This is a genomic window from Streptomyces sp. NPDC002817 (assembly GCF_053592055.1).
The window spans coordinates 612,128-625,713 of record NZ_JBSFUY010000002.1 but is presented as its reverse complement, the minus strand read 5'-3'; the positions used below and the strand labels follow the sequence as shown (position 1 = coordinate 625,713).

The following is a 13,586-nucleotide window of genomic DNA, read 5'->3' as shown; positions in this document are numbered from 1 at the left end:
GGCTACTTCTGCAGCACCGACAGGTCCTGATCGGCCTGCGGCACCTCGACCATGCCCCGGTCGTCCGGCAGCGTCTGCACCGTGAACCCCGGGACACCGTCCTGCGTGGCCGTCAGGGTCCGGGCCGCGTAGACCGGGCCGCCCGAGACCGGCTCGACCGTCAGCGCGTACGTGCCCTTCAGACCGCTCGGGACCGGCAGCTCGATGTCCTGCGTGGTGCCGCCCTTGATCGTGTACGTCTTCGAGGCCGCCTTGCCACCGCCGCTGCCCGCCGACGCGGTCACCTCGACCTGCGCGCTGCGGCCGGGGGCCACGAGGGACAGCGTGGTGCCCTTGGCACTGTTGTCGACGACCGTGGCGCGCGTGCCCACCGCGCGTGTGGCGGGGATGAAAGCGGTCTCCTTCTCGTCGCCCTTGCCGCGGGTGACCCGCACGGCGGCGACGACCGGCACGGACTGGTCGGTCGGCGTCAGCACCAGCGAACCGGCCTCCCCGCGCATGACGTCGCCCAGGTCGACCGCGGTCGTCATGCCCGCCTTGACGTGCAGCGTCTCGCTCCCGGCCGGCGTGATCAGCCCGGACGGCGAGGCGAGCTTCACCTTCAGGTCGGCGTCGGCGTCATCCGGCGTGAAGACGACCAGGCGTACGTCGGTGGCGTCCTTGGGGATGCCCGGCAGCACGAGACTGCCCGCCGGGTCCGTGGACGCCGCCAGCCAGTCGCCGCCGATCTTGTCGTCGAGAGCCTGTACGGCGGCCCCGACCCGCCCGCTGCGGACGTTGACGTGCACGGTCAGGTTGGTCTGCTTGTCGCTGACGAGCGTGGACAGCAGGATCGGCTCGCTGGAGTGCGGCGGGACGGTGATGTCCTCACCGGCCGGTGCCTCCAGCGCACCGTCCTTGCCGTACAGCTCGATGTCGACGACGGCCGCCGAGTCGTCGGGGTTGGTCAGGTGGACGTAGTCGGTGCGGTCCGCGTCGGTGCTGGCGCCGGGGAACCAGAACTCCGTGTCGGCCGCGGTGCAGTTGACGCCCTGAAGGCCGCGTCCGGTGCCGGCGGCGACCTCGGTGGTCTCCTGCACGGTCCAACCGGGCGCGAACTGCCCCTCGGCGGTACCGATGAGCGCCGGGGAGTCACCGCCGGAGGTGTCGCCCGTGACCGGAGTGCCGGGCTCCTTCGGGGTGAGGACCGGCTTGTCGGCCTTCTTCTTGCCGGACTTCTTCCCGTCCTCCGACTCCTGCGCGGCGGAGACGAGTTCGGCCGTGCCGTCGCTCCCGGCACCCTTGGTGACGGGCGTGAAGGAGGTGTACGACGTCTCGGCGAGGTCGGAGGTGCTCGGGCTCGGGCAGAGCAGGCTCGTGCGCTCCACGGGCAGCTCGGTGGCGGTCGTGGCGGTGTCCGAGCCGGACGCGTCGGGCTCGGTGAGCGTGGCGAATCCGGTGACGGCGGCGAGGGCGGTCGCGCAGGCGATCAGGGACACGGTGGTGCGGTTCACTGCTGGCTCCCGTCGGGGTGCTCGCCGCCGTGCTGCTGCGGCTGCGCCGGGTCGTACGTCGCGTCGTAACCCTGGTCGTACGGCTGCCCGTACTGGTCGTACGACGGCTGCTGCGCCTGTCCGCCGTACGCGTACGGGTCGTACTGGCCGCCCTGGTAGGGGTCCGCGTAGTTCTGCTGGTCGTAGCCCGCCGGGTACTGCTGGGCGGCCTGGTACTGGTCACCGCCGTAGGCGTTGTACTCGGCGCCCGCGTAACTCGCCTGGTCCCACTCTCCGTAGGCCTGCTGCTGCGGAACCGGCACCGGGGTCTCCTCCGCAGGAGGAGACCCGGACTCGTCGCCCTGGGTGGACTCCTCGGCCTCGGCCTGGGCGCGCAGACGGCGGGCGCGGCGGCCCTCGCCCTCCGTCGCCTGGGCGGGGATCGCCCGCTCCTCCTCGGGGAGGTCGTCGTCGATGTCGCGGCGCCGGCCCGGCAGGGCGAGCACCACGAGGACGACGGCGAGGGAGCCCTGCGCCCACAGCCAGGCGGTGTGGGTGATCGGGTCGTCGTAGACGACGTCCAGCCTGCCGCCGGAAGCCGGGAGTGCGAAGCCCTGGGCCCAGCCGTCGACCGTCTTCGCGGTCAGCGGCCTGCCGTCCAGGGTGGCCGTCCAGCCCTCGGCGACGGTGTCGGCGAGACGCAGGGTGCGGCCGTCGGTGCCGGCCGGGATCGTGGTGTGGATCTCGACGGGGCCGGCGGCGACGAGCGTCGGGGCGCCGGAACCGCTGACGATGGTGGCGCGGGCGACGTCCTGGTCGACGCGCCACAGCGCGTCGCCGTTCTGCTCGCTGAGCCGGGTCAGGCCCGGGGTGGCGTCCAGGACGCGGGCGACCCCGCGCGGGGCGCCCTTGTGGACCAGGACATAGCGCACCGCGAACTTGCCGAGCTGGTCGGACTGGTCGGCGCCGGAACCGGCGACGAGGTTGGCGACGACCTTGTCGAGGCGGCTGTTCTCGCCGTCGGCGGCGGTGAGTTCGGCGTCGCCGAGGCGGGCGCCGGAACCGCGGACCAGCACGTAGCCGACGCGGGCGGTGGAGTCGCTGTCCAGGACGAGGGTGCGGGCCCGGTCGCGGTTGTTGCTGTCCTCGGCGACGAACGCGGGCACCTGGACCGGGTCGCGTCGCTCCAGGGGGCCGTCGGCGCCGCCGAGCATCCAGCCGGCGGCGACGAGCAGCGGGCCCGCGGCGGCGGCGAAGGCGATCAGCGCGGCGACCGGCTGGCGCCAGCCGAAGCTCTGCTCCGCGACACGCGCGCGTGCGCCGTCGGCGCCGAGCACGGCGGCCGCCAGCAGGGCGAGGCCGTAGACGAGGGTGGCCGGGCCCGCCCAGGTCGAGCCGTTGGACAGGACCGCGAAGACGAGGCCCACCAGGGCGACCGCCCAGGCCGTCCAGATTCCGAACTGACGCTCCGAGCGCAGCAGGGCGGCCAGCGCGGCCAGCACGACGCCGATGAGCATCAGCCCGCTGACCGTGCCGGGGCCGCCGGGGCTGGCGCCGAGCAGGTCGAGGGCGGAGGCGGCCGAGGAGCCGTACGCGAGGCCGGCCTCGTCGAAGAACCCGAACGGGAGCAGCGTCAGCGACCAGGGCGCGAGGATCAGCAGGGGCGTGCCGAGCTGGGCCAGGAAGCGCAGGCCGTAGGCGGTGATGTCGGCGCGGCGCACGGCCAGGACGCCGAGGCCGAGGAGCAGCGCGAGGGGCCAGATGATCGGCGTGAACGCGGTGGTGACCGTCAGCAGCAGGGCGTACGCCCAGGTGGCGCGCCAGCTGCCGCGGGCGTCCGAGGTGTTCGCGAGGCCGGATGCCGCGATGCCCGCGCGGGCGATGAGCGGCAGCAGGATCGCGAGGACGGCGGTGCCGAGGCGGCCGCCGGCCAGCGCGCCGGTGGCGGCGGGCAGGAAGGCGTAGACGACGGCCGCCCACGCGCGCAGGAGCCGCGACTCGACGAGCGGGCGGGACGCGAAGTAGGCGGTGACGCCGGCCAGTGGCACCGAGCAGACGAGGAGGACCGTGATGGCGAGGCCCGTCGACCCGAACAGCAGGGACGCGAGCATCGCGACGAACGCCAGGTACGGCGGCGCCGACGTGGTTCCTCCGGCGCCGACCGCGTGCCAGGAGTCGAGGTAGCGCGACCACAGCTCGCCGGAGTCGGCCGGGGCGGGCAGCAGGGCGCCGCCCGTGAGCGCGCCGCCGCCGAGGAGCTCACGGCAGGCGGCCAGCGAGACGAGCAGCAGCACCAGGAAGAGCACCGGTCCCGGCTTGCGGGCGATGCGCTTGACGCGGGCGAACTGCTCGATCTCCAGGAAGTCGGCGTCGTCGCCGCCGGGTCCGGACTCGACCACGCCGCCGTGCCGCCCCGCGCCCGAGGTGGCTTCGGGGTCGGAGCTGCCGAACAGGTCACCGGCGACCTGTTCGACGGTGGCCCGAACGGTCGCGCCGGGTGGCGGGAACAGCGGCCGCATCTCACCCTTGTCGACCACCGGTGTGCCGCGCCTGCGGCGGCCGGCGATGATCCGCTCGGGCCGCAGCAGTGTGCCGAGCAGGCCGCGGATCTCGTCGAGGGCCTGTCCGGGGACCTTGCCGACGAGGTTGGCGACCGTCCGCAGCAGCGTGCCGACGACGAGTCGCAGCAGGACCCAGGGCAGCACGGCCGTACGGCTGTTGACGAGCAGGGTGTAGGCGGCGCCCGCCTTGTCGACCTTGTGCGGGGAGGCCGCGGTGCGGCCCACGCAGTCGACGGCGCGGCGCTCGCGGGAGGCCGCCTCCGCGTGGCGTACGACCGCCTCGGGGGCGACGAGGACGCGATGGCCGGCCGCCGTGGCACGCCAGCACAGGTCGACGTCGTCACGCATCAGGGGCAGCCGTCGGTCGAAGCCGCCGAGCTGGTCGAAGACGTCGCGGCGCACGAGCATGCCTGCGGTGGAGACGGACAGCACGGGCCGGACGTGGTCGTGCTGGCCCTGGTCCTGTTCGCGGCGGTCCAGGCCGGTCCAGCGGCGCCCGGAGTGCGCGATGGTGACACCGACCTCGAGCAGCTGCCGCTTGTCGTACCAGCCGCGGAGCTTGGGACCCACGACGGCGACGTCGTCCCGGCCGAGCTCCAGCTCGTTCTCCACGACCCTCAGCAGCTGGGCCAGGGCGTCGGGTTCGGGGGCGCTGTCGTCGTGCAGCAGCCACAGCCACTGCACCGGCTCTCCGTGCGGGAGCTCGGGCAGGTCGTAGGCGTCGTCGCGCCACGTGCGCGTGACGGGGTCCCAGCCGCTGGGCCGCTTCAGGTACGGCAGCTCCTCGGGGGTGAGGAGGGGCGCGCTGCGGTTGGCCTCCTCGACGGCCTGGCCGAAGCCGGTGCGGCGGGCGAGATGCAGCACGTGGTCCGGTCCGAGGGCCTCGGTGACCAGCTGCGCGGAGTCGTCCGCGCTGCCGGTGTCGGCGGCCATGGCGAACTGGACGGGGCGCTCCTGGCCGAGCAGCCCGGCGAGAGCGTCGGGCAGCCAGCGGGCGCCGTCGTGGGAGACGAGGACCGCGGTCACCACATGACGCGGAAACTCGGGAGTGGCAGCGTCGTGAGCTGCCGTGTGGCTGTGCACGGACATCGAGGTACGGGCCCCGGTTCGGTGGACTGCGGTGGACGCCTGTGCCCCCAGGGGGCAGCGGGGCGTCTCGGACGAGCGCCCACACTATCGGCTGGGCATGGGGACGGCCCGCCGCCTGTGGACAACCCACCTGCGACGGGCCGTAAGTCCCGTATGTGCGTGCGATGTGGCGCCGGTCGGTCAGACGGCTGCCTTCTTCAGGCGGCGACGCTCCCGCTCGGACAGGCCGCCCCAGATGCCGAACCGCTCGTCGTTGGCGAGGGCGTACTCGAGGCACTCGGAGCGGACTTCACAGGACAGGCAGACCTTCTTGGCCTCACGGGTGGAGCCACCCTTCTCGGGGAAGAAGGACTCGGGGTCGGTCTGGGCGCACAGCGCGCGCTCCTGCCAGCCGAGTTCCTCGTCCGCGTCGTCGACCAGCAGTTGCTGCACCAGCTCGGTCATGTGCGCCCCTCGTCTGTCTTTCGCGTCCCCGTGATGTAGCCGTTACCGATGTCGGCTGAACGACACGAGTGAAATTACAAGTGTGCTGCTCCGGGCGAGTCAAGCCGAGATCTGCTATTGGGCCCCTTATTCACTCTGCGGAACCAAGGCCTAGCGGAAAGTGTTCAAATCGCCATAAACCTTGACAAGCAGATAGGGCCCGGGGGAACTTCCGACCCGCGCAGGACCTGTACGGAGAAGGACGCCCAGAACTTCGATCCCGTTCCGTGCGCCCGGTTGTGCGCCATGTGTCCCGGTAGACGCGTGAACAAACCTTTCACCTCACAGATGGACCGGATGAGGTGAAACATGTCCCACATGCCGGTGTCGAGTTGACAGTGCCGGGTGTGAGCCGCTGTCCTTGTGGGCATGCTCGCGAACTCGGCACTCACCTCGACCCGCACCGCCGGGTCCCACGGTGCTGCCCGCGCGCGCTGTAGCTGTTGCTGTCCCAGCTGTTGAGCGACACCCGCTCCGGCTGAAGGCCGAGTCGCCCCGCGACTCGGCTCTTCTGTTCCCCTCTGACCTTCTTTCACTGAGGAACCAGCGCATCCCATGAACAGCGACAACGACCTCCAGATCGCCGGCGACATCCTCGAGGTCCCACACCTGCTCCAGGCTCCGCGCGAGCACCCGGCCACCGTCGCCGAGTTCGTCGGCCTGGCCCGCTCCATCGCCGCCGACCGCTCCCAGTGGGAGCACCTGGTGCGGTACGACGCCACGTCGCGCTGGTACCACCGGCTGCGCACCGGCCCGGGCTACGAGGTGTGGCTGCTGTCCTGGGTGCCCGGTCAGGGCAGCGGTCTGCACGACCACGGCAGGTCCTCCGGGGTGCTGACCGTCCTGGACGGCGAGCTGACCGAGCGGACGGAGCGGGGCACCCGCGCGTTGGGGACGGGCTCGCAGCGGGTCTTCGCGCCGGGTTATGTGCACGAGGTCGTCAACGACGCCCTGGAGCCGGCGGTCAGCCTGCACGTCTACTACCCGGGTCTGACGGAGATGCCCATGCACACCGCGTGCACCGCGGCCCCCGCGACGTACGACGAGGTGGACGTCGTGACCGCCTGACGCGTTGTCGTACCCGCCTGCAAGACTTGCTCCCATGCGCATTGTGGTTCTGGCAGGCGGCATCGGTGGTGCCCGGTTCCTGCGCGGTCTGAAGCAGGCCGCGCCGGACGCGGACATCACGGTCATCGGCAACACCGGGGACGACATCCACCTCTTCGGGCTGAAGGTCTGCCCGGACCTCGACACGGTGATGTACACGCTCGGCGGCGGCATCAACGAGGAGCAGGGCTGGGGCCGGGCCGACGAGACCTTCCATCTCAAGGAGGAGCTCGCGGCGTACGGCGTGGGGCCGGAGTGGTTCGGACTGGGCGACCGCGACTTCGCCACGCACATCGTGCGGACGCAGATGATCGGCGCCGGGTTTCCGCTCAGCGCGGTCACCGAGGCGCTCTGCGACCGCTGGCAGCCGGGCGTCCGGCTGATCCCGATGTCCGACGACCGCGTGGAGACGCACGTGGCCGTCGAGGTGGACGGCGAGCGCAAGGCGATCCACTTCCAGGAGTACTGGGTACGGCTGCGGGCCTCGGTCCCGGCGGAGGCGATCGTGCCGGTGGGCGCGGAGCAGGCCAAGCCCGCTCCGGGCGTCCTGGAGGCCATCGCCGAGGCGGACGTCATCCTCTTCCCGCCGTCCAACCCGGTCGTCTCGGTCGGCACGATCCTCGCCGTGCCCGGCATCCGCGAGGCGATCGCCGAGGCCGGGGTGCCGGTGGTCGGTCTCTCCCCCATCGTCGGGGACGCACCCGTGCGCGGGATGGCCGACAAGGTGCTCGCCGCGGTGGGCGTGGAGTCGACGGCCGCGGCGGTGGCCGAGCACTACGGCTCGGGGCTGCTGGACGGCTGGCTCGTCGACACCGTGGACGCGGGCTCCGTGGAGCGGGTCGAGACGGCGGGCATCCGCTGCCGGGCCGTACCGCTGATGATGACGGACCTCGACGCGACCGCCGAGATGGCCCGCGCGGCACTCGCGCTGGCGGAGGAGGTACGCGCGTCGTGACCACGGACGGTTTCCGCGCCTGGGCCGTGCCCGGCCTCCCCGAGATAGCGCCCGGCGACGACCTCGCCAAGCTCATCGCCGCCGCCGAGCCCGGCCTCGCCGACGGTGACGTCCTCCTCGTCACCTCGAAGATCGTCTCCAAGGCGGAGGGCCGGGTCGTCGAGGCGGCCGACCGGGAGGCGGCGATCGACGCCGAGACGGTCCGGGTGGTGGCCCGACGCGGCGCCCTGCGGATCGTCGAGAACCGGCAGGGCCTGATCATGGCGGCGGCCGGGGTCGACGCCTCCAACACCCCCACCGGCACGGTCCTCCTGCTGCCCGAGGACCCGGACGCATCCGCCCGCGCGATCCGCGAGGGGCTGCGCGACCTGCTCGGCGTCCAGGTCGGGGTCGTCGTCACCGACACCTTCGGGCGGCCGTGGCGCGCGGGGCTCACGGATGTGGCGATCGGCGCCGCGGGCGTGCGGGTGCTCGACGATCTGCGGGGCGGCACGGACGCGTACGGCAATCCGCTCAGCGCGACCGTCGTCGCCACGGCCGATGAACTCGCCGCGGCCGGCGATCTGGTGAAGGGCAAGGCCGCCGGGCTGCCCGTCGCGGTCGTGCGGGGGCTGGCGCATGTGGTGGCCGAGGAGCACGGAGAGGGGGCGGGTGCCATGGTGCGCGACGCACGCGACGACATGTTCCGGCTGGGCACCTCCGAGGCGATCCGGCAGGCGGTGACCCAGCGCCGTACGGTGCGGGCCTTCACGGACGAGCCGGTCGACCCCGGCGCGGTGCGCCGCGCGGTCGCCGCGGCCGTGACGGCTCCGGCGCCGCACCACACGACGCCGTGGCGTTTCGTGCTGCTGGAGTCCGAGGAGTCGCGGACCCGGCTGCTGGACGCGATGCGGGACGCCTGGATCGGGGATCTGCGGCGGGACGGCAAGAGCGAGGAGTCGATCGCCAAGCGGGTGAAGCGCGGGGATGTGCTGCGGAACGCGCCGTACCTGGTGGTGCCGTGTCTCGTGATGGACGGTTCGCACGACTACGGCGATCCACGGCGGGACGGCGCCGAGCGGGAGATGTTCGTCGTCGCGACCGGGGCCGGGGTGCAGAACTTCCTCGTCGCGCTGGCCGGGGAGCGGCTGGGGTCGGCGTGGGTGTCCTCGACGATGTTCTGCCGGGACGTGGTGCGCGAGGTGCTCGGGCTGCCTCGGGACTGGGATCCGATGGGGGCGGTGGCGGTCGGGCATCCGGCACAGGAGCCGAGGCCGCGTCCGGACCGGGATGCGGGGATGTTCATCGAGGTGCGGTGAGGGCGGCTCACGTACCTCTACGCTCGATGGGACCCTCGTAGGGCTCTCGCAGGCCCTCTCCCTCTCTCCCGGGACTTCGTTCGTGGCTGGACGGTTCACTCCGCGGCCCACGCGTACGACCGTGCGCGGCGGGCATGTCGCCGTGCCCGGGGGTGTGCCGCGGCAGGTGGCGGCGCCGGGGCGGGTGCGGGCGTGGGTGCCCGAGGGGCCGCTGGATCTGGGACTGGTGCTCGGGCCGTTGCGGCGGGGGCCTGCCGACCCGACGTTTCGGGCGATGCCGGACGGGTCGGTGTGGCGGGCCAGTCTCACGCCCGCCGGGCCGGGGACGCTGCGGGTCACCGCGGCCGGTGGTCAGGTACGCGGGGAGGCGTGGGGGCCGGGGGCGGAGTGGCTGCTCGACGGATTGCCGTCGTTGCTCGGGGCGGCCGACGATCCGTCCGCGTTCGCGCCGCGGCACCGGTTGGTGGCTTCGGCGCAGCATCGGCGGCCGGGGCTGCGGCTGACGCGGACGGGGCTGGTGCTGGAGTCGCTGATCCCGTCGATCCTCGAGCAGAAGGTGACGACCGACGAGGCGTATCGGGCGTGGCGGTCGCTGGTGCGGAAGTACGGCGAGCCGGCGCCGGGGCCCGCGGCCGGTGGGCGGCTGTTCGTGATGCCCGCTCCCCGGACGTGGGCGTTGATTCCGTCCTGGGAGTGGCATCGGGCCGGGGTCGACAACAAGCGGGCGTCGACGATTCTGCGGGCGGTCCGGGTCGCCGCCCGGCTGGAGCAGGCGATGGCGATGGATCCGGCCGAGGCGCAGGCCCGGCTGGAGGTCGTGCCGGGGATCGGGCCGTGGACGTCCGCGGAGGTCGTGCAGCGCAGCCATGGCGCGGCGGACGCGGTGACCGTGGGGGATCTGCATCTGCCGGGGATCGTCGGGTGGGCGTTGGCCGGGGACCGGGACGCGGACGACTCCGTGATGCTGTCGCTGCTGGAGCCGTATGCGGGACAGCGGCATCGGGCGGCGCGGTTGATCCTGTTGAGCGGGCGGACGCCGGCGCGGCGGGCTCCGCGGATGCCGCGGGGGGACATCGGGCGTCTGTGAAGGCGGCGGAGGGCGCGGACCCGCGCCCTCGACCACCCTCTGCTGGTCCGACTACTGGTCCGAGGAGAAGCGCACCGCGCCCGCCGGGATCCGCGCGTCGCACCACACCCGGGCGCCCTCGCGCAGTTCGTTGTCGGCGCCGACCACCGCGCCGTCGCCGATGACCGTGCCGGTGAGGACCGAGCGCTCGCCCACGCGTGCCCTGGTGCCGATCAGGGAGTCCGTGATGACGGCGCCCGGTTCGATGACCGCGCCGGGGAGGATCGTGCTGCCGAAGACGCGGGCGCCCTCGGCCACGAAGGCGCCCTCGCCGACCACGGTGCCGCCCGTCAGTTTGGCGTCGGCGGCCACCCGTGCCGTGGGGAGGACGAGGCGGTCGCCGCAGCGGCCGGGGACCGCCGGGGAGGGGGCGCGGCCGAGGACGAGGTCCGCCGAGCCTCGTACGAAGGCGGCGGGGGTGCCGAGGTCCAGCCAGTACGTCGAGTCGACCATGCCCTGGAGGTGGGCTCCCGCCGCGAGGAGGTCGGGGAACGTCTCACGTTCCACCGAGACCGGGCGGCCCGCCGGGATCGTGTCGATCAGGGAGCGGCGGAAGACGTACGCGCCCGCGTTGATCTGGTCGGTGACGATCTCCTCGGGGGTCTGCGGCTTCTCCAGGAAGGCCAGCACCCGGCCCGACGGGTCGGTGGGGACCAGACCGTACGCCCTGGGGTCCGTCACCTTCGTCAGATGCAGGGAGACGTCCGCGTTCGTCGACTCGTGGGTGGCGACCAGCGCCCTGATGTCGAGGCCCGTCAGGATGTCGCCGTTGAAGATCAGGACCGGGTCGTCCGGTGCGGAGTGCAGACGGGACGCCACGTTGCGGATCGCGCCGCCCGTACCCAGCGGCTCGTCCTCCGTCACGTACTCGATGTGCAGGCCGAGTGCCGAGCCGTCGCCGAAGTACGGCTCGAAGACCTCCGCCAGATAGGACGTGGCGAGGACGATGTGGTCCACGCCCGCCGCTCTCGCTCTCGCCAGCTGGTGTGTCAGGAAGGGGACCCCGGCCGCGCGCACCATGGGCTTCGGCGTGTGCACGGTGAGCGGGCGCAGCCTCGTGCCCTTGCCGCCGACCAGGAGGATCGCTTCTGTCACCTGTAGTCTCCGCTTCCTGCCGGTGACCGGCCGAACTGTCTTTCGACCGGTCAGTGTATGCAGACCGTTGTGCGGCGCTTTCGGCGGCAGTGCGGTACTCCGCCCCAGGCCCCCGATGGCGGTGGAGATGACTGAACGCGGTCCCCCGGTTCCCCTAACGCCCCTGGTAGTCGGCCGCGCTCGAACGGGCCGAGCCGAGCTTGCGGTAGAGCTCCTTGCCGGGGCATGCGGTGGAGAAGCCGTCCCGGTGGCCGGAGATCACGTTCAGACGTACCTTCTTCCCTTTTCGGTAGAGATTGCCACCACCCGACTTCAGGTATGTCTTTCCGCTGGGATTGGCGCCGTAGAGACCGAGCTTCCACGCCGTGAGCCGGGCGATCGCCGTCACGGCGGCGGCTTTGGGACGGGTGGAGCCGAAGCTGCCGAGGACGGCGATCCCCATGCTGTTGGTGTTGAAACCGAGCGTGTGGGCGCCCAGGACCGGCTTCGCCACTCCCCCGGCGCGACCCTCGTAGATCTTCCCGCACTTGTCGACGAGGAAGTTGTAGCCGATGTCACGCCATCCCATGCTCTGGACGTGGTAGCGGTAGATACCGCGAATGACGGAGGGCGCCTGCGAACACTTGTAGCCGTTCCCGGTGGCGGTGTGGTGGACGAAGGCCGCCTTGACCTTCTTCGTGTAGACGAAGGTCCTCTCCCGCAGGCTCTCGTTCGCGCCCCAGCCGCGCCGGGTGACGATACGCGGGCGCGGGCCGATGTACGGCTTGACCCGCTGCCGCTCCGTCAGTTCGCCGTCCCGCAGGGCGAACAGTTCCCGCTCGGTCCGCGCACGGTCGAGGGCGGGGATCTCCAGGGCGCCGAGGGGGGCGAGGTCGGCGTTGGCGGCGGAGGCGGTGACGGACTCGGTGCCGAGCGAGCCGGCGCGCGGGCCGGCCACCGGCGGTCCCTCGGGCGCCGCGGCCTCCCCGGGGTCCACGAGTTCCAGACGCAGCCCCGACGGCAGGGCGCCGGCCGACGCGGCACGCTCCTCGGCGCCCGCACGCACGCGTACCTCGACGCCGTCCGAGTCCCCCACCCACAGCGGCGCCGTCGCCCCGCGCACCCGGCCCGAGGCCCGCTCGGCCGTGCCGGGGTCGGCGCCGTCGTCGCCGTAGTGCGTCTCGACGTCCTGCCAGCCGGACCAGGTGCCGGACGTGGCGGCACGCGTGCGTACCTGGACGCTGCCGTGCAGTGCGGTGTCCGGGTCGTCCCAGACGACGCCGACCATCGAGAAGTGGTTCACCTCGCGGGCCGGCAGGCCCTGTTCGGCGGTGGGGCCGAGGGCTCGGTCGCGGCCCAGGGGGGCGAGGGGCAGGGACTGGGTGCTGCCGGGGACGAACACTTCCGCGTTCGGCGCCGGGCGCGCGACGGTCGCGGCGGCGGGCAGGCCGAGCGGAAGGGCCAGAGCGGCCGCGCACGTCACACCGATCGAAGAAGCAAGGAATCCACGCATGCCAACGATCGTGGACACAGCCGGATATTTCCGCCATTCGGGAATTGACGGACCGTCGGGTCACGTTCCCCCGAACCGGGGACCCCGCCCCTCGTTGCGCGGCGCCGCCCCCGCGTACGCTTGCGCGGGTGACCACCACCGACCGCACCCCTGCCGACCTGCTGCGTTCCGCGCTCGCCGCGGACGCCGGACGCCCCCTGGTGACCTTCTACGACGACGCCACCGGCGAGCGCGTCGAACTGTCCGTGGCCACCTTCGCCAATTGGGTGGCCAAGACCGCCAATCTGCTCCAGGGCGAGCTGTCCGCGGAGCCCGGCGACCGGGTCGCGCTGCTGCTGCCGGCGCACTGGCAGACGGCGGTGTGGCTGCTGGCCTGCTCGTCGGTGGGCGTGGTCGCGGACGTGGCCGGCGATCCCAAGGCCGCCGACATCGTGGTGAGCGGCCCGGACACCCTGGACGCCGCCCGGGCCTGCTCCGGCTCGCGCATCGCCCTCGCGCTGCGCCCGCTGGGCGGCCGGTTCCCCCAGGCCCCGGACGGCTTCGCCGACTACGCCGTCGAGGTGCCGGGACAGGGCGACCGCTTCGCGCCGTTCGCGCCGGTCGATCCCGAGGAGCCGGCGCTCATCGTGGCCGGGCGGGAGTTCAGCGGCGCCGAGGTCGTCGAGCGGGCGACCGCGGAGGCGACGGGACTCGGACTGACGGGAGCGGGCTCACGGCTCCTGTCCGGGATGTCGTACGACACCTGGGAGGGGCTCAGCGCCGGGCTCTACTCCCCGCTGGCCACCGGCGGGTCCGTGGTGCTGTGCCGGAACCTGGAGCAGTTGGGCGAGGAAGGGCTGGCGAAGCGGATCGAGAGCGAGCGGGTCACCGTCACCGCTCGCTAGGGCTGTTCGGGGTCCCCCGTTCGG

Annotated in this window: 10 protein-coding genes; 5 read left to right on the top strand and 5 right to left on the bottom strand. The window is 72.8% G+C overall.

The window, feature by feature from the left end:
* Positions 1–2 precede the first annotated feature (2 nt).
* From ACWD3I_RS05860 to ACWD3I_RS05850, 3 genes are all read right to left on the bottom strand, one after another.
* A complete protein-coding gene (locus tag ACWD3I_RS05860) occupies positions 3–1,493 on the bottom strand; it encodes a DUF5719 family protein (RefSeq protein ID WP_365403120.1) in 1,491 nt (496 codons plus the stop codon).
* Positions 1,490–5,122: a glycosyltransferase family 2 protein gene (locus tag ACWD3I_RS05855; RefSeq protein ID WP_365403117.1), complete on the bottom strand. Its 3,633-nt coding sequence runs from the start codon at positions 5,120–5,122 to the stop codon at positions 1,490–1,492. Before ACWD3I_RS05855 ends, ACWD3I_RS05860 begins: the two co-directional genes overlap by 4 nt.
* 180 nt (positions 5,123–5,302) lie before the next feature.
* The gene (locus ACWD3I_RS05850; protein ID WP_003990679.1) at positions 5,303–5,566 is read right to left on the bottom strand and encodes a WhiB family transcriptional regulator; all 264 of its coding nucleotides are present in this window, start codon (positions 5,564–5,566) and stop codon (positions 5,303–5,305) included.
* A gap of 594 nt (positions 5,567–6,160) precedes the next feature.
* On the opposite strand from ACWD3I_RS05850, the gene ACWD3I_RS05845 reads away from it, so the two are divergent.
* The 4 genes from ACWD3I_RS05845 to ACWD3I_RS05830 all read left to right on the top strand — a co-directional run bounded on the left by ACWD3I_RS05845 (position 6,161) and on the right by ACWD3I_RS05830 (position 10,052).
* Complete coding sequence (locus ACWD3I_RS05845; protein WP_361537949.1) at positions 6,161–6,673, top strand: cysteine dioxygenase; 513 nt, start codon at positions 6,161–6,163, stop codon at positions 6,671–6,673.
* Positions 6,674–6,707: 34 nt separating this feature from the next.
* Positions 6,708–7,667: a 2-phospho-L-lactate transferase gene (cofD, locus tag ACWD3I_RS05840; protein WP_365403114.1), complete on the top strand. Its 960-nt coding sequence runs from the start codon at positions 6,708–6,710 to the stop codon at positions 7,665–7,667.
* Positions 7,664–8,965 carry a coenzyme F420-0:L-glutamate ligase gene (locus ACWD3I_RS05835; RefSeq protein ID WP_365403111.1) on the top strand — a complete coding sequence of 434 codons (1,302 nt, stop codon included), beginning with the start codon at positions 7,664–7,666 and terminating at the stop codon, positions 8,963–8,965. The genes cofD and ACWD3I_RS05835 overlap by 4 nt, the downstream gene beginning before the upstream one ends.
* Positions 8,966–9,047: 82 nt before the next feature.
* The gene (locus ACWD3I_RS05830) at positions 9,048–10,052 is read left to right on the top strand and encodes a DNA-3-methyladenine glycosylase family protein (RefSeq protein WP_365403108.1); all 1,005 of its coding nucleotides are present in this window, start codon (positions 9,048–9,050) and stop codon (positions 10,050–10,052) included.
* Positions 10,053–10,103: 51 nt separating this feature from the next.
* On the opposite strand, the gene ACWD3I_RS05825 is transcribed toward ACWD3I_RS05830, so the two are convergent.
* Complete coding sequence (locus ACWD3I_RS05825; protein ID WP_046257482.1) at positions 10,104–11,186, bottom strand: mannose-1-phosphate guanylyltransferase; 1,083 nt, start codon at positions 11,184–11,186, stop codon at positions 10,104–10,106.
* A gap of 154 nt (positions 11,187–11,340) precedes the next feature.
* A complete protein-coding gene (locus tag ACWD3I_RS05820) occupies positions 11,341–12,678 on the bottom strand; it encodes a peptidoglycan recognition protein family protein (RefSeq protein WP_365403105.1) in 1,338 nt (445 codons plus the stop codon).
* Between the two features lie 128 nt (positions 12,679–12,806).
* Between ACWD3I_RS05820 and ACWD3I_RS05815 the strand changes: the two genes are divergently transcribed.
* Positions 12,807–13,562: a TIGR03089 family protein gene (locus tag ACWD3I_RS05815; protein WP_365403103.1), complete on the top strand. Its 756-nt coding sequence runs from the start codon at positions 12,807–12,809 to the stop codon at positions 13,560–13,562.
* The last annotated feature ends 24 nt before the right edge of the window (positions 13,563–13,586 follow it).